Genomic DNA, 22,661 nt, shown 5'->3' with positions numbered 1-22,661 from the left:
CAAGGTTATCCCAAGGTAATTGGAGCATGAGTTTATATTCAGAGTTAATTTTTCCCCGATTTCTGGACTGGGTTATGTCTGACCCGGTCTTAACCAAGTATCGTCAAGAGGTTTTATCTCAGGTGTCTGGGCAAGTATTTGAAATTGGCTTTGGCACAGGATTAAATTTAAGTTATTACCCCAAGCACCTGCAAAAACTTACAACTATTGATGTTAATCCTGGGATGGATTCCGTAGCAAAAAAACGTATTGATGAATCGGAAATTAATGTTGATTTTCGGGTACTGAATGGGGAAAATTTACCGATGGCTGACCATAGCTTTGATAGTGTAGTTAGCACCTGGACATTGTGCAGTATTACTAAGGTAAATCAGGCTATAGAGGAAATTTATCGGGTGCTAAAACCAGGGGGAAAGTTCTTTTTTATTGAGCATGGCATGAGTGATGAGTCTAAGGTTCAGGTTTGGCAAAATCGCTTGACCCCTGTACAAAAGATTATCGGGGATGGCTGTCATCTAAATCGTAATATCAAGCAGCTGGTTGAAAAGCATTTCGAGATTCTGACATTAGAAGAGTTTTATGAACCAAAATTTCCTAAGATTATGGGCTATATGTATAAGGGTGTGGCTCAGAAGTCTTGTTAGCATTAAGCGGTCAGTGGTCAGCGGTCAGTAGTCAGCTATTAACTATCTCGATTTAATGCTGAAATTACCGCCTGCTGGCTGACTATCTGATAAATTCCTTTGAGATACTGCATCACACGAGGGTCAGCTGCTCCTAGAGGAATTGTTCCTAAGACATCGAGGACGGTTCCACTATCTGTTGGTGGTGCAATTACCACGAGGGAAGAATCGAGGGGCTGATCGTATTGCCAAAATTGCTGAATATTGACTGAGGTTTCAGGATCGCCGATTGCTGATTCCCCCTCTTCCCTGTTTGGATCAGGGTTTTGATCACCGGAAGTGAGATTTGGAATTGACGATGGCTGCTCTGTGGTGGAAGTTTCCCCTGCTTGACCACTGCGTAATTTACGCAAGGCATCAAGGATTTGTTCTTTGGTGCTTCCCCGCAACTGGAACAAAACAAAGGGGTCTTCGCTGAAGCGATCGCCTAATTCATAGTATACTGCTGCGATATGCTTACAAGGATTTTTGGGATCGGGGCAATTGCACTGGGAACGAACGTCGGAGAGGGTGAAGGGAAATAAACTTAAACCATTGGCAGTAAAGACTTCTTCGATATTATGGGGCATTTCTCCTGCTAATAACTGAGCTGAGTAAATTGCTTTACTTGCTAGGGTTTGCACCACATAATTCCAGTCTTCCTCGGTAAAGGGTTCGATGGAAATGGTTAATTCATAGGGCTCCGGAGCAGTTCCTTGAACTTTGGCGACTACTTGTGGTCCTAGAAAGTCAATACTGAGAATATTGCCTTCTTTGGCATAGATACGTCCCCGTTCCAAACGCTTTTTGAAGCGATAGGAATTGAGTAAGTCATTCCAACGTTCTACCCACCATTCTTGGGTTTCGATTTCGTAGTTTGTCATTTATATAGCAAAGAAAACAGGGAGTAGGGAGTAGGGAGTAGGGAGTAGGGAGTAGGCAACAAATGCTTATATTAGCACTATAGCTGTTTCTAGTCTAATCAGGTAAGCACTATTTTTTCGCTCTTCCCTGTTCCGAAGTCCCTGCTCCGAACGCGCCCCGCGTTCGGAGCAGGGAGCAGACCGATTTTTGGCAACTTTACACAAGTTAATACAGCGATGCAGCTTCGGAACAGGGGGTTTCCCCCACTCGCGCTTTGCATCAAGAAGTTAGGTTTATTTTTGTCCAGGTACATATTTATGGTTTTTTAGGGAACAGGGAACAGGGAATAGGGAACAGGGAAGAGAAAAAAATCCTGTGTACCTGATAGCTATTAAAAACGCTTTAAATGTGATATAATTATAATTTTAATTAAGCCCGTCAATAGTATCTAAATGAAAACAATTTCCAAAAGTATACTGAAAAGCAAACTGCTGGAGTTATTGCAGCTTGTAGAGTCAGAATGGGAAGAAATTGTAGTCACTGATCGGGGCAAACCAGTGGTGATAATTTCTAAATACGGTAATTTATCCTCAACAGAACAGTTATTTGTAAAAATGCGCGGTAAAGTCAAGTATTTTGAGGATTTAACAACTCCTACAATAGAAGAATGGGGAGAAGTGTGAAAATTGTTCTCGATACTTGCGCTTTGATTTGGTGGAGTCTAGATCCAGATAAGCTTTCTCAATCGGCGAAAGACGTTTGCTAAACGCTATAACTGTGTGGAAGATAAATAATTTGGTCTTGATATTCGTTTTCAAAAGATGCCTCAGCTAGAAAAACCAGCTCATCAATATTTTCTCCCATACTTAACTTGGTGTTGAGAATAAAGATTCCTGGTATGTGATTCCCTTCTGCAATATAATCAGCTAAATGGGTAGGCATAGATTTACGATTATTTGTTACCAGCACAAAACCATACTCGTCACACCATTTCAGAATTTGGGGGTCTAACGTTCCTCTTGCAGGAGTATTCGGTTCACCAACAATCCACATCACCAAATCAGGAGAATTCCGGGTCAATTGGATTTTGTAAGTAGGATTAACATTTTCATCCAATAGATATTTGAGAGTCATCAGCTTTTTTGATTACTTTTTGTTCTGCTCTCAACTTCCGCAATCGCAGGGCAGAGGTGGAGGGGTTAAGTTGCTGTGCTTTCAGTTGCTGGTGACTCCACTCTAACCAGTCAGCAACATATTGGCTGACCATTTCTTTATTGTGTAGATAATAAAGAATAGTAGCGTAGACCTGTTCTAGATTTAGGGATGGATAGGTTTCGGCAATTTCTTCAGGAGTGCGGGCACGATGGATATAATCATAGAGAATAGTTTCTATTCCTATTCTTGTGCCTTTTATACGAATATCGTCCACACTGAGGAAGTCAAAATAGTCTTCTAGTTGCATTTTTTTATAGCAAAGGGAACAGGGAGTAGGGAGTAGGGAGTAGGGAGCAGGCAAGAGGGAAAAAATCCTGTATACCTGATAGCTATGAAACACCATTTATTAATTTTATCATACTTTGATGATGTTGGAGTACAGGCTTACTGAACCACCAGTATTGGATTCCCGATTCCCAATTCTCTATTCTAAATTCTCTATTCTAAATTCTCTATTCTAAATTCTCTATTCTAAATTCTCTATATATTCCAAAAAAAAAAAAAATAGCCGCAGAAATCCTATCCACGGCTATTTAAATGACCTATGTCAGTGAATTTACGAACCGATCCGGACGTGATCCGATGGGATTGGCCAAGGGGGGAAACCCCCCCAGAAATTTAAGGTGTTATGGCAATAACAAGTACTTGGTCATTATCGTAATGAATTCCCCTGGAACCTCCGTGGGCTGCAGAGGACTCCACTCGGAAATCTCGGCATAGCGCAGACCATAAAGGGCGTACATGGTGTTGAGTACGGCTTTACGAGAACCCTTCAAGATGTGCTTAACGGGTTGTTTGTTGGAGTTTGGAGTAAGTTCTGACATAGGTCAAAGATTCAATTTGTTGACAAGTATTATTGTAATGATTATAAAAATATTTGTCAAGGGTTTTTAAAGGGTTTTTTTTGAGTAGTTTAAAGTTAATAAAAAAAGCAATACTATAACGTTATCGTTAGCTTTTAAATAAACAAATGCCCTAAAATAGACTTACATTGCTATCATAATTTATCCATACTTAAATCCATCAATCCCTACAAATAGTCTTTGTAAATAAATGTAAAAAAATAAATTAATCCTTGCAGTTTTTCCAGGATTTATCTATACTATAGATATTGAGACTGAGACTAATAACCGCGCTGGTTCAAACCATTAACCGACGCCAGCGCGGTTTTCCTCCCACCTAAATAGGAGTTACTTCCATGATGGCAAAAAGATCACAATTATCAATACAGCGGTTTGCAATTGCTGTTAGGTACAACGTCTGGGCTTTTAGGGAGCAGGGAGTAAGCAATAGGCAATAGGCATGCTAGCAATAGGCAATAGGGCTATAAGGCTCAAGGGTTAACAATAGACCAGACCAGGTAATCATTTCTAACACACCAGTACCCATTTATTCCTAACGAGTACTAGTTTCTAACACACCAGTACTGGTTTCTTGTAAGTCAGTACTGGTGTGTAACAAATGGGTACCCGTTTCTTCCTAACGAGTACTAGTTTCTCATTAACTAGTACTTGTTGCTAATAAACTAGCCAGTCAGCAAAGCTTGTAGGGTGGGCAAAAACCCTTTGGTTCTTTGAACAATTCTAGATACTATCATTTTGCCCACCCTACGCAACTAATAAACTAGCCAGTCAGCAAAGCTTGTAGGGTGGGCAAAAACCCTTTGGTTCTTTGAACAATTCTAGATACTATCATTTTGCCCACCCTACGCAACTTCTTTTAGGGTGGGCAAAAAGCCGTTGATTATTTGTAAGTAGGGTGGGCAAAAAGCCTTTGGTTCTTTGAACAATTCTAGATACTATCATTTTGCCCACCCTACGCAACTTCTTTTAGGGTGGGCAAAAAGCCGTTGATTATTTGTAAGTAGGGTGGGCAAAAACTCTTTGGTTCTTTTAAAAATTCTAGATAATATCATTTTGCCCACCCTACGAACTGTTCCCTGTTCCCGTCTTGATGCAGTCGCTCATGGGGGAAACCCCCAAGACCGCTTAGGTGCGCTTTCCGTTGGCGAATTAAATTCGCCACGGGTCGCACCTCTGCATCGCTATTCCCTGTTTCCTAAAATCCCTAAATTGTATACCTCACCTAATTAAAAACCGCAATATATTATTTTATAATAGGATCATTACCAGGCAGCCATAGGGCAATTGCCATTTAATTGTTTCCATCTTCCCTACTCCCTACTCCCTACTCCCTACTCCCTACTCCCTACTCCCTACTCCCTGCTCCCTACTCCCTACTCCCTACTCCCTGCTCCCTGCTCCCTGCTCCCTAAAAAAATCCTTTATACACATCACCCCCCATGAGCTTAATCAAGAAAATCTACAATAAATTTCAACCATTTTATCCCTTACCTGCCAACGATCCAGCTTATGTAAACTGTAGTGAAGTCAGGGGAGATGACAATATTTTCCGGGAAATTGGTAAAACTATCATCTTTTCAGACCAAGCGACTTGTCAACTTTATACTGGACATCGGGGTGTCGGGAAATCAACGGAGTTATTGCGTCTAGAAGATTATTTGCAGAAGAATGGCTGCTTTGTGGTTTATTTTCCAGCAACGGAAGGAGATATTGATGAAATCGATGCTCAATATACAGATATTCTGTTAGCTTGTACTCGTAATATTTTAGAGAAACTTAAAGATTATGCTGCTCCTAATCCGTTATTAAATTGGTTAGAGTCTCGGTGGACTGAATTAAAGGATTTGGCGTTATCGGAGGTGGAATTTGAAAAATTAACGGTTGAAGCTCAAATTCAGATTTTTAGTAAATTGACCACAACCTTAAGACGCAATCCTAGTAGCCGTGAAACCATTAGAAAACAGGTTGATAATTATAGTGTATCGTTGATTGAAGCGTTAAATGAATTTATTGAAGAGGCTCAACAGAAATTACCTGAGGAAAAATCCAACATAGTTGTGATCGCAGATAACTTAGATAGAATCATCCCCCTGGAAAAAGGGAATGACAGAACAAGTCACGAGGAAATATTTCTTGATTATAGCAGTCAGTTAACAGCGTTGAATTGTCACGTAGTTTATACAGTACCAATTTCCTTAGCGTATTCTAGTCAAGCTACTGAATTAAGAAATATTTATGATACTCCTCAAGTGTTACCAATGATTATGGTAAAAAACCGTGACAACCAACTCTATTCACAAGGATTAGATAAATTAAAAGAAGTTATTGAAAAAAGGATTCACTTAGTTGACCCTACGATTGATATTGATACACAAATCTTTGATAGTCAAGACACTCGCATTGAGCTTTGTGCTATGACTGGTGGTCATGTACGAGAGTTGATGCTATTAATGCAGTCAGTAATGCGTTATATTGATGATTTCCCGATTACTACAAGAATAGTGAGGCGGGCAGTTAGTGATGCCAGAGATAGCACCTATCGTAATGCTGTTAGTTCTGAAGAATGGCAAAAATTAGCTGAAGTTTCTCTTTCCAAGTCTATCCCTAATGATGAAGACTATCGTAGTTTGCTATTCCGTCGTTGTGTCTTGGAATATCGAGAGTTTGATGGAGAAGATAATCCTGTGCGTTGGTATGATGTTCACCCTTTAATTGAAGGGACATCTGAATTTAAATCTGCTATTCGTGATTTAACTAATAGTGAGCATTCAGCAGTCAGCGGTCAGCAGTGAGCCATTCCCGTAGCCTGGGTGGCACAGGCTTCTAGCCTGTGATCTAGCCCATTAGCTGATAGCTGATAGCTGTTCGCGTAGCGTGTGCGTAGCACATAAGCTGAAAACTGATAGCTGACAACTAATAAATAAAATGGTGACATCCAATTCAACAAAATTTAAATCAGATGAACAAGAATCGTATCTGAGGTTAAAACGCGATTTATCTTGGCGTGAAGGATTTGGGATTTTATTTGTGCGGTGTACTCCTGTACAAGAAAAATGTATTATTGAAGCAATCAAACAAGATATTAATGATAAAACGATTGATATTTTAAAGCTAGACCATTCTATTTATAATTTATATGATTTGATAGAGGAAAAGGTTAACGACAATCCCATTGATATTTTATTTATTAGTGGCCTTGAAAAGTCTTTAGCCTTAGACGATTATATTAAACGTACCCTTGAAAATCCTAGAAAATCCTATCAAAGAGAGGCTTTAGCCAGCTTATTAGGTCATCTCAATTGGCAACGGGAAAGATTTAGAGATGATTTTAATTGCTGCTTAGTGTTTACCGTTAGAAAATATACGTTAAGGTATTTAGTCCGTCGTGCTCCTGATTTTTTTGATTGGCGTTCTGGAGTAATCGAATTTCCTGTAGATAGAGATATTGATTTGCTTGACTATTATACTCCCTTTCAAGCTGATATTGAACAGGAAAAACTACAGGACGTATCTCAAGATATAGTTCATAGTAGTGACGAGTATTATGATTTGTTGAAAAAGCTACTCTTACTAGAATATGAAAATGATGGCGATTTACAAGCTATTCATGATGTTCTGGAATCTAATGCTGATAAATTAAATAGCTCTTTTGCCAAAATTTTAGAACAGTGGCTGCTTAAGACTTGTGCGGAACTAAATCCTGAAGAAAAAGAAGCGATTGCCGGAATAGTAGAAAGTCTTTGTCTTGATATTTCTCAATATAATTTAGGAAAAAGTGCCAATAATTTAGAAATAGCCATTACTGGATTAGAAACTGTTTTAAAATTACGTAACCGGGAAAATCGATCACAAGAATGGGCGAAAACTCTCAATTATATTGGTGCTGTTTATAGTTATCGTATTGTTGGGGACAAGGCTGATAATTTAGAAAAAGCGATTGCTTTTTACCAACAGGCTCTTAGAGTCAGAACCTTTGAGGCTTTTCCTGAAGATTGGTCAATGACACAAAATCATCTCGGTATTGCTTACTATCTCCGAATCAAAGGTGAGAAAGCACAGAATATAGAAAAAGCGATCGCTTGTTTCCAACAGGCTTTTACCGTTTATACCTTGGAGGCTTTTCCTGAAGATTGGGCAATGACGCAAAATCATCTCGGTATTGCTTACTATTACCGAATCAAAGGTCAGAAAGCACAGAATATTGAACAAGCAATCACTTGTTACCAACAGGCTCTTAGAGTCAGAACCTTTGAGGCTTTTCCCAAAGATTGGGCAAGGACGCAATATAATCTCGGAAATGCTTATCGTAAGCGCATCAAAGGTGAGAAAGCACAGAATATTGAAGATGCGATCGCTTGTTACGAACAAGCTCTTACCGTCAGAACCTTTGAGGCTTTTCCCCAAGATTGGGCAAGGACACAAATTCATCTCGGTAATACTTACCGTAAGCGAATCAAAGGTCAGAAAGCACAGAATATTGAAGATGCGATCGCTTGTATAAAAGAAGCTTTTACCGTCCTAACCTTTGAGGATTTTATCGAAATTTTGCCCAGGGGAAACAGGAAATTTATCTTAAAACTTACATATAATATAATCTCAACAATAGTATCAAAACTGAGGAAGCTTTTAGGGTGGGCAAAAACCGGTTGATTCTTTGTAAGTATTCAGATTTTGGATTATCAATAATTACTAAAAACTAATGACTACAAAACTTCCCCCTATTACTCCCGGTGACATTCTTCTAGAAGAATTTATCAAACCATTCGGCATCAGCGAGAATCAACTGGCTAAGGATATCCATGTACCCGTAACACAGGTCAATGCCATCGTAAACGGCAAAAAAACCATTACTACCGATACAGCCCTGAGGCTAGCTAGATACTTCGGTACTACTCCCCAATTTTGGTTGAACCTCCAACAACATTATGAGCTTGAACTAGCCGAAGCAACCCTAGCTGATCAGATTTTGAAAACGATCAAGCCCCTCGCTTCTATTGCGCCAAATGACCATGAAGGGTAAGCAAATTATAGGGCTGCGCCCAGGGAACAGGGAACAGGGAACAGGGAACAGGGAGTAGGGAGTAGGGAGTAGGGAGTAGAAAGGGAGTATGTCAGTTTTGTTCATTCCTGATTCTGATTCCCTGTTGGTTCCCCTTAATAAGGATTGAGATCCCCCTAAATCCCCCTTAATAAGGGGGACTTTTGAAGACTTATACTGATACTTTGACCAGTACAAAAAAACTTTGTAACGGCAGTGATAACAATCAATTTAAGCACTAAAATAGTCAAATATTATCACTGTTCCCTGTTCCCTGTTCCCTGTTCCCTACTCCCTACTCCCTACTCCCTACTCCCTACTCCCTAATCATCAATAACCGCACTCCGGTCAAGCAACACCAAATCCCGCAATTGTTCCGTATTCATTTCCGTCAACCAATCTTCTCCAGCATCTACAGTTTGTTCCGCTAACTGTTTCTTACTTTCAATAATGTCATTAATCTTTTCTTCCACAGTGCCAGTACAGATAAACTTATGGACTTGAACATTGCGTTTTTGACCAATCCGAAAGACGCGGTCAGTAGCTTGATTTTCCACGGCTGGATTCCACCAGCGGTCCACATGAAACACATGATTAGCTCTCGTTAAATTCAATCCAGTGCCACCCGCTTTCAGAGACAGAATAAATATGGATGGACCATCGGGGTCATTCTGGAAGCGATCAATCATTTCCTCCCGTTGTTTCTTACGAGTTGCGCCATAGAGGAATAAAACTTCCTTGCCAAATTTTTGCTCTAAATAGGGTTTCAGCAATTTACCCCATTCCGAAAATTGGGTAAAAATTAAACCACGGTCTCCTTCCGAAATCGCCTCTTCTAACATTTCTTCCAACCGTCGTAACTTACCCGACTGCTGGCTAGACATCAACGAATTATCTCCCGTTTTCCCCTTAGTCTTTTTACCTTTACTCTCCAACAGTGCCGGATGATTACACAGTTGCTTGAGTCTCAACAACAAGGTCAAAATCATGCCCTTGCGCTTAATCCCCTCAGCCTCTTCAATTTGTGCTAAGGAATCATCCACCAACTGTTGATAAACCGTAGCTTGGGCTGCGGAAAGACCACAAAAAACATTCATTTCCTGCTTTTCGGGCAAATCTTGAATAATAGACTTATCGGTTTTGAGGCGACGGAGGATAAAGGGTTGCACTAGCGATCGCATGGTCTGCAAGGAATCCCGGTCGCCAAACTTCTCAATGGGTACAGCAAATCGACGTTGGAAGAATTGGCGATCGCCTAAATACCCAGGATTGAGAAAATCGATAATTGACCACAATTCCGACAACCGATTTTCCACGGGAGTACCGGTTAAGGCAATCCGAAAGCTAGTGGAAAGTTGCTTCACCGCTTGGGATTGCTTAGCGCTAGGATTCTTAATATTCTGAGCTTCATCCAGCACCACCCCCTGCCATTCCACCCCATCCAGGGTAGTCGCATCCCGATGTACTAAGGAATAACTAGTAATGATCACCTGCTTAGTCTTAACTGCCTTAGCAAAGGCTTTCCCTTTCGAGCGTTTATCCCCGTGATGGACAATAGTTTTCAGGGATGGCGCAAATTTCCTTACTTCCCGTTCCCAGTTTCCTAGCACAGAGGTCGGACATACCACTAAGCATGGCCCATTGAGGGTACCTTCTTCCTGAAGATGCAACAGAAACGCAATCAGTTGTGCCGTCTTACCAAGGCCCATATCATCCGCCAGACAAGCACCCAAACCCCAACGTTCCAGAAACGCCAGCCAGCCCATCCCTCTAGCTTGATAGGGTCGCAATTGCCCCTGAAAACTAGCGGGTTGAGGAATCGGCTCCAGGGATTGATTCCCCTGTAAGTTAGTAATTAACTCTTGCAACGCTCCCGATGCTTCAAACTTTACTACCGGTAGTTTTGCCAAGGTATTATTATCACCAGTAGTGATCCGCAAAGCATCCTCTACCGACAGAGTCATGTTATCTGTCGAACCCTTAAACATCTCTTGAGCTGCACGGACATCAGACGGTTGTAACGCCATCCATTCCCCATCCACCTCCACTAGCGGTGATTTCAGTGCCATCAAGCGATTAAACTCCCGCTTCGAGATGGTTTTATCTCCAATCGCCAGTTGCCACTTAAACTTCAGTAAGCTTTGGAGTCCTAACCGTTGATTCTTCTTTTGTGGTGGCACTTCTGCCACAAGACTAATCCCCAAGCGTTTGGCTCCCGTGCCTGGTTTCAATCCTGGGGGTAGCACAATACCCAAGCCATTGTTTTGCAACCGCCATGCACTAGCCCTAATGAACTCATACACATCTACTATGGTTAGCTCACAAAACTCAGGACGGGATTGGTGTAGGCTAGGTTCAATGGGAGGATAGAGTCGAGTCGCTAATCCTAACCCTTTCAGGAACGTTTCCTGAGGTTGTTCAATGGTTCGTTGCTTAATCTCCAATCGCTCTCCGGAGTAATTCCAGATCGTCTCAGCATCCACCACCAGGTCTGGGTCATCAACCGCTTGTAAGCCATAGGCCAAGCTCCAACTCTCTTGGTCAGAGGTAGGAGGTTTCAGGATAAAACAAGTGCGAAACAGATTTTGCCTCAACCTCTTGGACGTCGGTGTCACTAAATTCTGTTGCACCGGAGTGTTCCAAGTCGAGAGGGCTGCGGCTAATCGACCTAGGGTTGTTGACTCTAGCCCTAGGGTTTCTAAATTATCTGAATTAGAAGACAAATTAGAAGAAAGCGATCGCAACCATTCCACCATCGGTGAATCTACTACTGGCACCGACTCACCCTTGACAAAATTCCGCACCTGTGTATTAACCACACTACTCAAGAATCCCAGTAGCAATTCCTGAGCCTTAACCAAATCGGTTCTAGCTTTAAGGGTTAACTGTGGAGAACTAACCTCTTGTGAATAAGCACAGCAAGCCAAGGGCATGAGCTTGATATACGTTTCTAGACGGACTTGATCCGTAGTACTATCAAGCAGAGGTTGCCAGCAAGCCCTTACCTTACCATCAGGCAATCGGTACAGTCCTGGTAAAAACTTACCCCGATTCAGCAGATCCAAGCTCCACCGCATCACCTGAGACCAAAAACGTAACTCCCCTCCCAGGTAAGCGTCTGAGCCTTCAAAAGAGCCCAGGGGTAAAGCTTGCAGGAATCTTACCGCTGCCATCGGTTCCAGACTTACCCCTTGCACTTGCCATGGTTGCAATTCCCACTGGCCAGCCTCTGCACTATCGTCTGCAGTATCTAAAAACACTTTGCTAGACAGCACTGGATAAGCTGGCTCACCCTTGGATGATGGTTGAGTAGGTAAGAGAACAATTTGAGACTCCCAGGGATGGTGATTCGGTTGAGCTGCACGCTTACGACTACCTGAACGAGCCTTCTCAGACACATCTAAAAATTGACCGATGGACAGACGATGAGAATCTAAAAAAGACGTCAATTCTTCCTCAGTCATCCCAAAGGGGTGAGATGACATCTCATTGGCAGTTGTTGATATCTGCGCCTTCGTGCGCCAGGTTTCTCCCCAAATAAATAGATGACCACTAGTTTCCCTAGGTATCCAACTGCCATGTAACGTTGCCATAATAAGTATTGTGTCTTTTTCTGTTATCTAGTCCAGGTTTTGTCGATCAAATTGGCTGAATTTCTCCCTTCGGATTAACAGCTATAGTATCTGATTAATAGATTTTATAACAAAGGGAGCAGGGAGTAGGGAGTAGGGAGTAGGGAGTAGGGAGTAGGGAGTAGGGAGTAGGGAGTAGGGAACAGGGAGTAGGGAGTAGGGAACAGAAATTATCACAATTAATTTAGGATTCCTATAGGGAATTGATGTGATTGGAATTGAGGTAAGCAAAATTAAATTAGTTTAGCTGATCCGGCGATATTAGCCCCAGATAATTTACCGTTATATTAAGATATATTCGATTATTAAAAAATTAGATATAGACTAGTATAATTAAGCAATATTTATGATAACATAAAACGGTTAAATACTTTGAGATAGTACTGAAAAAAATTGTTAAAATTTAAGTAAAATATATGTCTATTAGTGATAGTATTCAGTAGGATTGAAAGTCTTAAAAACCGCTGAGGTGACTCCAGAATAAAATTGGCCGCTGTGAAAAACCAAGCAACCCTAGGGCGTGTTTTCAAAGTTTTCCGCAAGATTTAGATCCCCCCCAGCCCCCCGCGCGGAAGGCAGGGCTGTTTCATTCTCTAGAAAATAGAATATAATCGGAGATAATTACTCTTAAGTACAAAAACTGAGAATATATTTCAGATTATGGCTCATTTCGCTGATTGCTGCCTTAATCGAATCAAAGCCATGTGCTCGAAGAAGGGTTAAAACCCAGGTTTTGAGCAAAGATAAGTTTTTTGGAGCAAATCCTGATATTTGGGGACTAATATCTTCCTCGTAAATGACGTCTTTGACCCAATGAAGAGAATTTTCAATCAGCCAATGTTCTCTAATTCCATCGACCAAACGACGAGATTGAGGAGATTTTGAACTCATATAATAACTAATGCTTTTGAATGGTTCATTACCACGAGTTCCACTCCGAGAGACTTTAATGACACAACCGACACCCATCCATAATGGATCAAGGTTTTCTGGTGGCTCAAACACTTCTATTTGACGTACAGTATTACGGTTTCTAGTTTTTTCATGATGGATCACTTTTTGTCGTGGTGTTTGCTGCTTTGATTCCGTTTCTATTTGTTGATATAATTTGGTCAGAAGTTACCGCAAAAATAAGGCAGCCTTTATGGTTGGTCGGCTATGGGTAAAAGGGTTAAAACTTTATGATTAAGGCTGCCTTATTTTAAGGTTTCGTCTCCGGGTTGATTTTTTTTTACTTTAACTAGATAGTCATTCCCTGAATCGATGATCTCTGCCAGATTTTTTTTTGACAATGAAGAGCATCAAAAGTAAAGACTACACCAGTTAAATCTAATAATTCAATTAAGTCTCGAACGACGGGAATTTCGCTCTCCTGCTTATTTTCCATCATTTTTACCCCTAATACTAATCTTCTTTGATGGGAAAAAGCCGAAACACAGTTGATAAAGTTTTGTTGGGCCTGATCGTAGTTACTAACAGTATTTTTGAGGCTCTTACCATCAAGGGATATCCATTCATTAGAGGGAATCACACTATACTGTTTACTCCATTCATTAAACACTATTTGGAGTTTTTCGTAATCTAAATTAACCATGACTCTTCTGATCGCTGAATAAGAAGGAACACGAGCATTGGGAATTTGAAGTATATTAATCAATTCTCTGCGGTGGCGTTCTACAAATCTACCCAATTGTCGATAACCCCAATAACCACTCATCATCCCCATAATTATGATTAGAAGCACCAGCCACAGAGGATGACGAAGACCATGAGGACTGCGATGATCAGGTATTTCTTTGAGATAGTCGATTAAGCTTTTCTCCATGAGCCATGGCATATAAGGGAAATTAGCCCATTTTTAGGGCTATTGCTTCACTATACAGCTTTTTGCTCTATAATGAAACAGCCCTGCCGCGCGGAAGGGGGGAGCCATTCTCAAAGTCCCCCTTTTTTAAGGGGGATTTAGGGGGATCTCCGAGTTTGAAGACACGCCCTAGGCGTAAAGGAGTTGATCCATTAGCCAAACACCATCAAAAAGTATAGCGTTTCCTAGTCTAATCAGGTGCATCATATAAATTTTTTCATTGCTCCCTGTTCCCTGTTCCCTGTTCCCTGTTCCCTACTCCCTACTCCCTACTCCCTACTCCCTACTCCCTACTCCCCACTCCCTACTCCCCACTCCCTACTCCCTACTCCCTACTCCCTACTCCCTACTTACCACCCCCCCGAGTGATAAATGCTACGATTGCGACAGAACGAGAACAGTGATCAAACAAAGAAGGAAAAAGTACCGAAATGGTAGAGATAGACAAGTCAATATCCTTTGATGGACGGGATATTAGACTCAAAGTAGGTCTACTTGCCCCTCAATCTGGTGGTTCAGTAATGATACAGTCGGGGGATACAGCAGTTTTAGTGACAGCAACTCGTGCCCCTGGTCGAGAAGGGGTCGATTTTCTGCCCTTAGTAGTTGACTACGAAGAAAGACTCTACGCAGCAGGTCGGATTCCAGGTGGTTTCCTCAGGCGGGAAGGCCGTCCTCCAGAAAAAGTAATCCTAACTAGCCGTCTAATTGACCGTCCCTTGCGTCCGTTATTTCCCAGTTGGCTACGAGATGATATACAGATTGTAGCAACTACCCTGTCTATGGATGAACAAGTACCGCCAGATGTTTTGGCAGTTACTGGTGCATCAATTGCTGTCTTGCAGGGCAGCATTCCCTTCTATGGACCAATGGCAGCGGTACGGGTAGGGTTACTCGGGGATGATTTTATGATTAATCCCACCTACAAAGAAATCGAAAGCGGTGACTTGGATTTAGTCGTGGCTGGTTCCCCACAAGGGGTAATTATGGTAGAAGCCGGTGCCAATCAATTACCGGAACAAGATATAATCGAGGCCATTGACTTCGGCTACGAAGCAGTACAAGACTTGATCAAAGCCCAGCAAGACCTGCTTGAGGAGTTGGGAATTGACATAGTGATTGCCGAACCCCCAGCCGTAGACTCGAATCTAGAAGAATTTATAAGCGATCGCGCCACTGACAAAATTAAAGCTGTCCTCTCCCAATTTGACCTGGACAAAAACGGTCGGGATGTTGCCTTAGATGAGGTTAAGGACAGTGCTGTCAAAGCAGAAATTGCCCAACTCACAGAAGATGACCCAATCCGTGTAGCGGTTACGGAAAATAGCGCATTAGTCGATAAGCTGTTCAAAAGCCTCACCAAAAAACTGATGCGTACTCAGATTGTGGAAGAGGGAGTGCGCGTAGATGGTCGCAAGCTAGACCAAGTGCGTCCTGTCTCTTGTCAAATCAGTCTATTACCTCAGCGAGTTCATGGTAGCGCTTTGTTCAACCGAGGACTAACCCAAGTCCTATCCACAGTTACCTTGGGAACACCTGGAGATGCCCAAACTCTAGATGACCTTAACCCAGAAGATGAGAAGCGCTATCTGCACCACTACAATTTCCCACCCTTTTCTGTAGGGGAAGTCAAGCCATTGCGATCGCCCGGACGGCGTGAAATTGGTCACGGAGCCTTAGCAGAACGAGCATTAGTCCCCGTGTTGCCCCCTCAACACGACTTTCCCTATGTGATCCGAGTGGTATCGGAAGTGCTCTCTTCCAATGGTTCCACCTCCATGGGCTCAGTTTGTGGTTCAACTCTGGCCTTGATGGATTCAGGTGTACCCATTACCAAACCCGTTAGTGGTGCAGCCATGGGTTTGATCAAAGAAGGAGAGGAAGTCCGCATTCTCACCGATATTCAAGGTATTGAAGACTTTTTGGGTGACATGGACTTCAAAGTCGCTGGTACCGATACTGGCATCACGGCTTTGCAAATGGACATGAAAATAACTGGTCTGTCCATGGATACCGTAGCCCAGGCCATTGAGCAAGCCAAACCTGCCAGACTGCATATCCTAGAAAAGATGCTGGCGGTGATTGACACACCCTCCACAGACATGTCACCCTTTGCTCCTCGCCTCTTAACCATGAGGATTGATCCAGAGTTCATTGGTACCGTGATTGGTCCAGGGGGTAAGACAATTAAAGGAATTACCGAGCAAACTGGGGCAAAAATCGATATTGAAGATGACGGTACAGTTACCGTATCTGCTATGGATGGGGACAGAGCCACCAAAGCTATCAATATCATCCAAGGCTTAACCCGCAAGCTGAATGAAGGGGATGTCTATGTTGGTCGTGTCACCCGGATTATTCCCATTGGTGCCTTTGTGGAAATACTTCCTGGCAAAGAAGGCATGATTCACATTTCCCAACTAGCTGACTACCGAGTTGGCAAAGTGGAAGATGAGTTAGCGGTAGGAGATGAGGTAGTTGTCAAAATACGGGAAATTGACAACAAGGGTCGTCTTAATTTAACCCGTTTGAACATTCATCCCGACGAAGCTGCCGCAGCAAGGGAAGCAGCAGCGTTATAGCGCTACGGGCAATGGCATTGGCAAGAGGCAAGAGGCAAAAGTTAACACCGACAGCTTTTGCTGCTTGTATCAATGTCGGGAGATGTCACAGAACAGATGTAAGAAGCGTCTGGGGAGTTGGGGGAATAAATTGACCTTACTCTGATGATGCTTCCCTGAATTTACCCTAGGAGTATCGTCTGATCAGGTCAATGACCAGCAAAAGTCTAACATTTCTGATATTGGCGTAAGTAAAAGCTTTAAACTAAATAATGCATTATGGTTTAGAGATGATTTAGTTAAGCTGTGCGGAAAATTGTTATAGCTGGTAACTGGAAAATGTACAAAACTCAAGCGGAAACCGCTGAGTTTTTAAAGGGATTTTTGCCTGAGCTGGAGCAAACTCCCATAGAACGGGAGGTTGTTCTGTGTGCTCCCTTCACCGACTTGGGTGTGATGTCTGAGCATGTACAAAATACTCCTGTACAGATCGGGGCTCAGAATATCCACTGGGAAAATGCTGGAGCCTACACTGGTGAAATTGCTGGTGGGATGCTCAAGGAAATTGGTGTGCGCTATGTCATTGTTGGTCATAGTGAACGGCGTCAATACTTCGGCGAAACTGATGAAACCGTTAATAAACGCCTTCACGCTGCTCAGCGTCATGGTTTGATTCCGATTCTGTGTGTTGGGGAAACGAAAGCACAACGGGATGCTGGTGAAACAGAAGACATTATTACCAAGCAGTTGGAAAAAGACCTAGTCAACGTTGACCAGCAAAATTTAGTGATTGCTTACGAACCGATTTGGGCAATTGGTACTGGCGACACTTGTGATGCATCAGAAGCGAATCGAATCATTGGATTGATTCGCTCTAAGCTAAAGGAAGCTAATGTCCCAATTCAATATGGTGGCTCCGTCAAACCCAAGAATATTGATGAAATTATGGCTCAATCAGAAATTGATGGAGTACTGGTGGGCGGAGGAAGCTTGGAACCTGCGAGCTTTGCCAGGATTGTCAATTATCAGTAGTTGTGATTAGTCATTGGCTAATTGTTAATTGTTAATTGTTAATTGTTAATTGTTAATTGTTAGTTAGCTTATTATTAGTTAGTTAATTGGTTAATTGCAATGGGCAATTTTTAATTCGCAATTAGCCATGATCTATATAGTGATGGATAAAGGAAAATTAACCATCCAGAACTATTCTTTCGACTGGGGTAAACGAACCTATATCATGGGTATCTTGAACGTTACCCCCGATAGTTTTAGTGATGGCGGTGAACACTATACCCTAGAAGCTGCCTTAAGGCAAGCTTACGATCTGGTAAATGCTGGTGCTGATATTATCGATATTGGTGGTCAATCGACTCGACCTGGTGCTGAGCAAATTTCCCTAGCCGAGGAACTGAAACGAGTTCTGCCTGTGGTAGAGGCAATGGGTTTAGTGCTGAAGATACCCATTTCTGTCGATACCACTAGAGCATCTGTGGCTAAGGCTGCGGTAGAAGCTGGTGCGGATATGGTCAATGATATTTCCGGTGGCACATTTGACCCAGACATGTTTCCAGTCGTAGCCCAGTTGGGGGTACCCATTGTCTTAATGCATATCCGAGGCACCCCCGTTTCCATGCAAAAACTAACTGATTATCAAGACTTAATTGGGGAAATCTATAGCTTTCTTGAGAATCAGGTCAATGCCGCGATCGCAGCAGGAATTAAGCGATCGCATATTATTATTGACCCAGGCATTGGTTTTGCCAAAACCGCTGAGCAAAGTGTAGAGATTCTGCGGCAACTGCCTAGGTTTGATGCCCTTGGTGTACCGATGTTAGTCGGAGTATCTCGGAAAAGCTTTATTGGACGCATTATCAATCAACCAGACCCCAAGGGTCGAATTTGGGGAACTGCTGCGGCTTGTTGCAGTGCCATTGCCGGTTCAGCAGACATCCTGCGGGTACATGATGTTCGCCAGCTCCATGATGTCTGCCGTGTTGCTGATGCGATTTGGCGTGTTTAAGCATTCAGTTATCAGCATTAAGCTATCAGCATTAAGCTATCAGTATTCAGCTATCAGCATTAAGCTATTAGCTTTTGAATAAAAGAGGTAAGCATTGGTTTAATCTCTGTTACATTTGCTGACAGCTGACAGCTGACGGCACCTCAAGTAGCGTGCGCGTAGCGCATATGCTTACATTATTATTGCTCTAATTACTCTGGCCCACAGATTCAGTTTGAAGCAAATCGGTCATGGCTTCGCTCAGTGCTTTTGGATCCATAAAGACGACTTTAGAATTGCTGCTTTCACCTAATTTTTCATTCGCTTCTACATAGCGTTGAGCGATCAGGAACTGTAGGACTTTCTGAGTATTAGATTCCTCTTCAAGAGCTTTGGAGATCATTTGGATCGACTCCACTGTACCTTGAGCCTGTAAAATTTTGGCTTGTTTCTCACTCTTAGCAGCTCGCTCCTTCTCTAGGGCATCGATAATAGTCTGGGGTGGTTTAATCTCTTGCACCTCAACCCGCATCACCTTGACTCCCCAATCAGCAGAGGCATCATCGAGTTGTTGCAATAAGTTCTGATTTATTCTGTCTCGGGAGGCATAAGTCTCGTCTAATTCCATCTGACCAATGGTAGAACGCAGAGTGGTCATGACTAAATTTTCAATCGCCTCATGAACATTGTCTACAGCATAAAACGCTTTGTACATATCCAAAACTTGCCAGTACACGATGGCATCAACTTCTACCTGCACGTTATCTTTGGTGATTGCCTGCTGGGGTTCAATGTCTAAAATCTGCTCACGGCTACTCTCTTCTACGGCAATTTTGTCTATAAACGGAATTATATTGAAGTTAAGGCCAGGCTCTAGTGTTTTACGATACTTACCAAAGCGTTCTACTAGAGCTTCATTTCCTTCTTGGACAACTTTGGTCGTACCAACGCCATAGCCAAAGGCTACTAAAATAACTGGGGCGAGTATGCTAAGAAGAATATCCATAGTGTTTAAAATCCTTTTAGGAGAATAATCAATTTGATGTTGCGGCTAGCATTTGCTAGAAATAACTCTATCAATAGAACAGCAAAAAATGTGTGTATAGATAACTTTCACTCTAGCGACCCCTGGGTTGACTGTCAAAACTGTTATCAAAACTACAGGGAAGGTGACTTCTGCGGATTTGTTACTACTCAGTTTTTTCAGCAGCAGATGGCTTGTCTTCTTCAGCCTTTTCCTGATTAACCAGCCATTCTGAGAGGGGGCGTGAGACCGCATACTGAAAGTCCACTGGCACTAACAGTACATCTAACTGCTCAGATTTGGAATCCAGTGGTAGGACTTGAGCATATAGGAAACTGCGAGTAAAGTCCAAGTTGCCTAAGATCAGCCTCGGACTGTCCTGATTTTTCAGTTTCACTGTTATAGTTGCTGAGGGCTTGTTCAATCCATACTCTGGAAGTTGGTCAGGGCTAACCGTCAGAATGCGATCGCTTTTGCCCTGAGCCAGCAAGTTCAACAAAAAGGAAACAACCGCATCACTGGCTGTCGCCTCTTTGGGCTTTTTCATCCGCCAACCCGATTCTGGCTCACTGGCTCGCTCAAATACTAAGCTCTTGTCATCACTATTAACAGTAAACGATTGAATCTCGTCTTCAGTGAAATTAAATATAGGTTTTTTAGGAATTTTAGCAGCTTCTCGCTTTTCAGAACCCTGAATTTCATAAATATATACACCTCCCCCCAGGAGGATGGCAGAAATGACTAAAATCAGAGTTGTCCGTTGTAGTTTCATGGGATTAAACTGCATGGAGCTAAACACAGCTTAATACTTTATAGCGATTATCAATTGGGTGAGGTACGCCGCCCTTGGGAGTAGGGAGTAGGGAGTAGGGAGTAGGGAGTAGGGAGTAGGCAACAGGCAACAGGCAACAGGCAACAGGCAACAGGAACCCACCCCTAACCCCCTTACAAGGGTAGGTTTTTTATAAAGAGGCGAGTAGGTACTTTTATTAGGTATCAACTTCTATCCATATGTATCAAAATACACCATCAATTTCTGTAAATTTATCCCCATATGTATCAAAATACACCATGATTTCCGGGATAATTCTCCCCATTTCCCGCTTTTCCCGACTCCCGATTCCCGATTCCCGACTCCCGACTCCCGACCCAAATGTAAAAAATACCCCTGTGAGCCCCTAACCCCTCCCAGGAGGGGAAAAGAGGGAAGAGATCAATAAAAGCACTCTGTGTAAACAATTATGAAAATTCCGATCCAAAAAACACTGGTATGGCTATTGGGTGGTTTAAGCATCTCAGGGGTAATCGCCCCAGCCTTGGGATTAGATACATCAATCTCAGAAGCTGGTATTAATGTCTATCGGTTACACCAACCTCCCTATAATTTAACCGGTCGCAAAATTGCCATTGGGCAAGTGGAAATTGGTAGACCTGGATTATTTGGTAAGGATAAGGCCGCTGTCAAGAATCGGACAGTAACTCCTGCGGGAGTATTTTATCGCAACACCCCAGCACAACCAAATACCCATGTTGATGAACATGCGGCTATGGTAGCAGCTGTGATGGTTAGTCGAGACAAAGGGTTGCGGGGAGTAGCACCTGGGGCAAAACTCTACGCTTCAGCAGTTGGCTCCCTGTCTAGGAGTGGACAACCAGAAGAGTGCCTGTCGGCTCAGCATATTGCTCAGCAAAATGGCTCAGATGTGCGGGCAATTAATTTTAGTTTTGGTGAATCCCTACAGCGGGACCCCAGGGAGGAAGCGGTGCTGGATGGCAATGCGCTGTTAACTCTATGTATCGATTGGTCAGCTAGGGTGCATGATGTCTTGTATGTGATTGCTGGCAACCAAGGGAAAGGGGGCATTCCGATCCCCACAGATAATTTTAATGGTATCAATGCAGCATACACAGCCAAGCGTCAGGGAGTTTTTAATAAAGTAGACTTTGCTAACTTGAGTGCTTTACCAGTTGGTATTGGTCGTCGTATGATTCGGCAAGAAATTAATGTTGGTTCCCGCCGCTCCATTAATTTGGTAGCTCCTGGCAACAAGATATCGTTGTATGACCTCAAAGGTAAAGTGACTAAGGTCAGTGGTACCAGTTTTGCTGCTCCCCATATCACTGGTGCTGTAGCATTGCTACAGGAATTTGGTGATTCCGCTTTGCGCAAGCTGCGCTCAAGACAAGAAAAACTATTCTTGATGCAGTCCCTCAGGGCGGAAAACCCCAATACCGGGCTGCATCGCTTGTGGATGAATTGGAGTACAGATTCCCGACGCCATGAAGTAATGAAGGCAGTGTTGCTTAATTCTGCTGACAAAATCCAAGATCTCGGTGATGGGATGCTACTAGGCATGAGCCGCACGATTCGGGCAAAGGATAATCACCACTGGTTAGAGTCTGATGCTTACCAAGACCCTAAAATTCCTCTGGATATGCAGATGGGGACAGGACATCTCAATGGGTTTCGAGCTTACCAGCAATTTAAACTAGGCCAATGGAGTCCCAGTGGCATTGGAGTGCCACCAGTAGGTTGGGATTACCGTACTGTGGAAAAATCATCTTATCGGGACTATGTGTTAACAAAACCCCTAGCAGAAGGAAGTTTTCTCTCTTTAACTCTCGCTTGGGACCGTTTGGTAGAGTTAGAGGATGACAATAATAATGATGCTTATGATGTTGGGGAGAGTTTTAGCGATCGCGGTTTGAATAATCTTGACCTCTATTTAATGCCAGTGGGAGAAGAGGACATTACCAAAAGTGTCTGTGCTTCTATCAGTGAAGCGGATGCTGTGGAACATATTTTCTGCCAAGTCCCTGCTCAGGGTCGCTACAAAATTCGGGTTCAGTATCAACAACAGGTTAATCAGCCGTCTCAAGCTTATGCTTTGGCTTGGTGGACAGTTCCAGATCCCCAATGAGAAGCAAGATGGAGAAGA

General features: G+C 42.8%; 23 protein-coding genes. 11 read left to right on the top strand and 12 right to left on the bottom strand.

Annotation, left to right across the window (positions count from 1 at the left end):
* Positions 1 to 26: 26 nt before the first annotated feature.
* A complete protein-coding gene (locus tag F6K51_RS14110) occupies positions 27 to 644 on the top strand; it encodes a class I SAM-dependent methyltransferase (protein ID WP_293021156.1) in 618 nt (205 codons plus the stop codon).
* 38 nt (positions 645 to 682) lie between these two features.
* On the opposite strand, the gene F6K51_RS14105 is transcribed toward F6K51_RS14110, so the two are convergent.
* Complete coding sequence (locus F6K51_RS14105; protein WP_293021154.1) at positions 683 to 1,546, bottom strand: SWIM zinc finger family protein; 864 nt, start codon at positions 1,544 to 1,546, stop codon at positions 683 to 685.
* Positions 1,547 to 1,978: 432 nt separating this feature from the next.
* On the opposite strand from F6K51_RS14105, the gene F6K51_RS14100 reads away from it, so the two are divergent.
* On the top strand, positions 1,979 to 2,209 hold the full coding sequence (locus F6K51_RS14100) for a prevent-host-death protein (RefSeq protein ID WP_293021152.1): 231 nt from the start codon (positions 1,979 to 1,981) through the stop codon (positions 2,207 to 2,209).
* Between the two features lie 79 nt (positions 2,210 to 2,288).
* On the opposite strand, the gene F6K51_RS14095 is transcribed toward F6K51_RS14100, so the two are convergent.
* From F6K51_RS14095 to F6K51_RS14085, 3 genes are all read right to left on the bottom strand, one after another.
* On the bottom strand, positions 2,289 to 2,660 hold the full coding sequence (locus F6K51_RS14095) for a DUF5615 family PIN-like protein (RefSeq protein WP_293021150.1): 372 nt from the start codon (positions 2,658 to 2,660) through the stop codon (positions 2,289 to 2,291).
* Positions 2,635 to 2,988: a DUF433 domain-containing protein gene (locus F6K51_RS14090; RefSeq protein WP_293021174.1), complete on the bottom strand. Its 354-nt coding sequence runs from the start codon at positions 2,986 to 2,988 to the stop codon at positions 2,635 to 2,637. Before F6K51_RS14090 ends, F6K51_RS14095 begins: the two co-directional genes overlap by 26 nt.
* 379 nt (positions 2,989 to 3,367) lie before the next feature.
* Positions 3,368 to 3,565 (bottom strand): hypothetical protein, encoded by a 198-nt coding sequence (locus F6K51_RS14085; RefSeq protein WP_293021148.1) that lies wholly within the window; start codon positions 3,563 to 3,565, stop codon positions 3,368 to 3,370.
* Positions 3,566 to 4,624: 1,059 nt separating this feature from the next.
* On the opposite strand from F6K51_RS14085, the gene F6K51_RS14080 reads away from it, so the two are divergent.
* On the top strand, positions 4,625 to 4,834 hold the full coding sequence (locus F6K51_RS14080; RefSeq protein WP_293021146.1) for a hypothetical protein: 210 nt from the start codon (positions 4,625 to 4,627) through the stop codon (positions 4,832 to 4,834).
* A gap of 209 nt (positions 4,835 to 5,043) precedes the next feature.
* Positions 5,044 to 6,396, top strand: coding sequence for an ATP-binding protein (locus F6K51_RS14075; RefSeq protein WP_293021145.1), 1,353 nt, complete (start codon positions 5,044 to 5,046; stop codon positions 6,394 to 6,396).
* On the opposite strand, the gene F6K51_RS14070 is transcribed toward F6K51_RS14075, so the two are convergent.
* Entirely contained in the window at positions 6,387 to 6,539 is a 153-nt protein-coding gene (locus F6K51_RS14070) for a hypothetical protein (protein WP_293021143.1), read from the bottom strand. The genes F6K51_RS14075 and F6K51_RS14070 overlap by 10 nt on opposite strands.
* Between F6K51_RS14070 and F6K51_RS14065 the strand changes: the two genes are divergently transcribed.
* The gene (locus tag F6K51_RS14065; RefSeq protein ID WP_293021141.1) at positions 6,530 to 8,254 is read left to right on the top strand and encodes a tetratricopeptide repeat protein; all 1,725 of its coding nucleotides are present in this window, start codon (positions 6,530 to 6,532) and stop codon (positions 8,252 to 8,254) included. The genes F6K51_RS14070 and F6K51_RS14065 overlap by 10 nt on opposite strands.
* A 49-nt stretch (positions 8,255 to 8,303) precedes the next feature.
* Positions 8,304 to 8,624, top strand: coding sequence for a HigA family addiction module antitoxin (locus F6K51_RS14060; protein ID WP_293021140.1), 321 nt, complete (start codon positions 8,304 to 8,306; stop codon positions 8,622 to 8,624).
* A gap of 341 nt (positions 8,625 to 8,965) precedes the next feature.
* Here the strand turns inward: F6K51_RS14060 and F6K51_RS14055 are convergent, their stop codons facing one another.
* The 4 genes from F6K51_RS14055 to F6K51_RS14040 all read right to left on the bottom strand — a co-directional run bounded on the left by F6K51_RS14055 (position 8,966) and on the right by F6K51_RS14040 (position 14,111).
* Positions 8,966 to 12,235 (bottom strand): DEAD/DEAH box helicase, encoded by a 3,270-nt coding sequence (locus tag F6K51_RS14055; protein ID WP_293021138.1) that lies wholly within the window; start codon positions 12,233 to 12,235, stop codon positions 8,966 to 8,968.
* Between the two features lie 81 nt (positions 12,236 to 12,316).
* Positions 12,317 to 12,451 (bottom strand): hypothetical protein, encoded by a 135-nt coding sequence (locus F6K51_RS14050; RefSeq protein WP_293021136.1) that lies wholly within the window; start codon positions 12,449 to 12,451, stop codon positions 12,317 to 12,319.
* A gap of 450 nt (positions 12,452 to 12,901) precedes the next feature.
* The gene (locus F6K51_RS14045; protein WP_293021172.1) at positions 12,902 to 13,369 is read right to left on the bottom strand and encodes an ISAs1 family transposase; all 468 of its coding nucleotides are present in this window, start codon (positions 13,367 to 13,369) and stop codon (positions 12,902 to 12,904) included.
* A gap of 145 nt (positions 13,370 to 13,514) precedes the next feature.
* Positions 13,515 to 14,111 carry an ISAs1 family transposase gene (locus F6K51_RS14040; protein ID WP_293021134.1) on the bottom strand — a complete coding sequence of 199 codons (597 nt, stop codon included), beginning with the start codon at positions 14,109 to 14,111 and terminating at the stop codon, positions 13,515 to 13,517.
* A 247-nt stretch (positions 14,112 to 14,358) separates the two neighbouring features.
* On the opposite strand from F6K51_RS14040, the gene F6K51_RS14035 reads away from it, so the two are divergent.
* The 4 genes from F6K51_RS14035 to folP all read left to right on the top strand — a co-directional run bounded on the left by F6K51_RS14035 (position 14,359) and on the right by folP (position 18,719).
* Positions 14,359 to 14,601, top strand: coding sequence for a hypothetical protein (locus F6K51_RS14035; RefSeq protein WP_293021133.1), 243 nt, complete (start codon positions 14,359 to 14,361; stop codon positions 14,599 to 14,601).
* Complete coding sequence (locus F6K51_RS14030; RefSeq protein ID WP_293021131.1) at positions 14,570 to 16,720, top strand: polyribonucleotide nucleotidyltransferase; 2,151 nt, start codon at positions 14,570 to 14,572, stop codon at positions 16,718 to 16,720. The genes F6K51_RS14035 and F6K51_RS14030 overlap by 32 nt, the downstream gene beginning before the upstream one ends.
* Before the next feature lie 285 nt (positions 16,721 to 17,005).
* Entirely contained in the window at positions 17,006 to 17,731 is a 726-nt protein-coding gene (tpiA, locus tag F6K51_RS14025) for a triose-phosphate isomerase (protein WP_075902094.1), read from the top strand.
* Between the two features lie 127 nt (positions 17,732 to 17,858).
* Positions 17,859 to 18,719 (top strand): dihydropteroate synthase, encoded by an 861-nt coding sequence (gene folP / locus F6K51_RS14020; RefSeq protein WP_293021129.1) that lies wholly within the window; start codon positions 17,859 to 17,861, stop codon positions 18,717 to 18,719.
* A 187-nt stretch (positions 18,720 to 18,906) separates the two neighbouring features.
* Here folP and F6K51_RS14015 read toward each other — a convergent pair whose 3' ends face one another.
* The 3 genes from F6K51_RS14015 to F6K51_RS14005 form a co-directional block, all read right to left on the bottom strand.
* Entirely contained in the window at positions 18,907 to 19,704 is a 798-nt protein-coding gene (locus tag F6K51_RS14015) for a stomatin-like protein (RefSeq protein ID WP_293021127.1), read from the bottom strand.
* A gap of 184 nt (positions 19,705 to 19,888) precedes the next feature.
* Entirely contained in the window at positions 19,889 to 20,494 is a 606-nt protein-coding gene (locus tag F6K51_RS14010) for a DUF4340 domain-containing protein (protein ID WP_293021125.1), read from the bottom strand.
* 19 nt (positions 20,495 to 20,513) lie between these two features.
* The gene (locus F6K51_RS14005; RefSeq protein WP_293021123.1) at positions 20,514 to 20,645 is read right to left on the bottom strand and encodes a hypothetical protein; all 132 of its coding nucleotides are present in this window, start codon (positions 20,643 to 20,645) and stop codon (positions 20,514 to 20,516) included.
* 318 nt (positions 20,646 to 20,963) lie between these two features.
* Between F6K51_RS14005 and F6K51_RS14000 the strand changes: the two genes are divergently transcribed.
* Positions 20,964 to 22,643 (top strand): S8 family serine peptidase, encoded by a 1,680-nt coding sequence (locus F6K51_RS14000; protein ID WP_293021122.1) that lies wholly within the window; start codon positions 20,964 to 20,966, stop codon positions 22,641 to 22,643.
* Positions 22,644 to 22,661 lie beyond the last annotated feature (18 nt).

The sequence above is a fragment of the Moorena sp. SIO3I8 genome, from assembly GCF_010692325.1.
Lineage (GTDB): Bacteria > Cyanobacteriota > Cyanobacteriia > Cyanobacteriales > Coleofasciculaceae > Moorena.
This window is presented reverse-complemented; position numbering and strand designations above follow the sequence as displayed.

Bases quoted from the DNA above. Each gene is read 5' to 3' on its own strand.
- F6K51_RS14110 (WP_293021156.1), top strand. From the start codon at position 27: ATGAGTTTATATTCAGAGTTAATTTTTCCCCGATTTCTGGACTGGGTT.
- F6K51_RS14105 (WP_293021154.1), bottom strand. From the start codon at position 1,546: ATGACAAACTACGAAATCGAAACCCAAGAATGGTGGGTAGAACGTTGG.
- F6K51_RS14100 (WP_293021152.1), top strand. From the start codon at position 1,979: ATGAAAACAATTTCCAAAAGTATACTGAAAAGCAAACTGCTGGAGTTA.
- F6K51_RS14095 (WP_293021150.1), bottom strand. From the start codon at position 2,660: ATGACTCTCAAATATCTATTGGATGAAAATGTTAATCCTACTTACAAA.
- F6K51_RS14090 (WP_293021174.1), bottom strand. From the start codon at position 2,988: ATGCAACTAGAAGACTATTTTGACTTCCTCAGTGTGGACGATATTCGT.
- F6K51_RS14085 (WP_293021148.1), bottom strand. From the start codon at position 3,565: ATGTCAGAACTTACTCCAAACTCCAACAAACAACCCGTTAAGCACATC.
- F6K51_RS14075 (WP_293021145.1), top strand. From the start codon at position 5,044: ATGAGCTTAATCAAGAAAATCTACAATAAATTTCAACCATTTTATCCC.
- F6K51_RS14065 (WP_293021141.1), top strand. From the start codon at position 6,530: ATGGTGACATCCAATTCAACAAAATTTAAATCAGATGAACAAGAATCG.
- F6K51_RS14070 (WP_293021143.1), bottom strand. From the start codon at position 6,539: ATGTCACCATTTTATTTATTAGTTGTCAGCTATCAGTTTTCAGCTTAT.
- F6K51_RS14060 (WP_293021140.1), top strand. From the start codon at position 8,304: ATGACTACAAAACTTCCCCCTATTACTCCCGGTGACATTCTTCTAGAA.
- F6K51_RS14055 (WP_293021138.1), bottom strand. From the start codon at position 12,235: ATGGCAACGTTACATGGCAGTTGGATACCTAGGGAAACTAGTGGTCAT.
- F6K51_RS14040 (WP_293021134.1), bottom strand. From the start codon at position 14,111: ATGCCATGGCTCATGGAGAAAAGCTTAATCGACTATCTCAAAGAAATA.
- F6K51_RS14030 (WP_293021131.1), top strand. From the start codon at position 14,570: ATGGTAGAGATAGACAAGTCAATATCCTTTGATGGACGGGATATTAGA.
- folP (WP_293021129.1), top strand. From the start codon at position 17,859: ATGATCTATATAGTGATGGATAAAGGAAAATTAACCATCCAGAACTAT.
- F6K51_RS14015 (WP_293021127.1), bottom strand. From the start codon at position 19,704: ATGGATATTCTTCTTAGCATACTCGCCCCAGTTATTTTAGTAGCCTTT.
- F6K51_RS14010 (WP_293021125.1), bottom strand. From the start codon at position 20,494: ATGAAACTACAACGGACAACTCTGATTTTAGTCATTTCTGCCATCCTC.
- F6K51_RS14000 (WP_293021122.1), top strand. From the start codon at position 20,964: ATGAAAATTCCGATCCAAAAAACACTGGTATGGCTATTGGGTGGTTTA.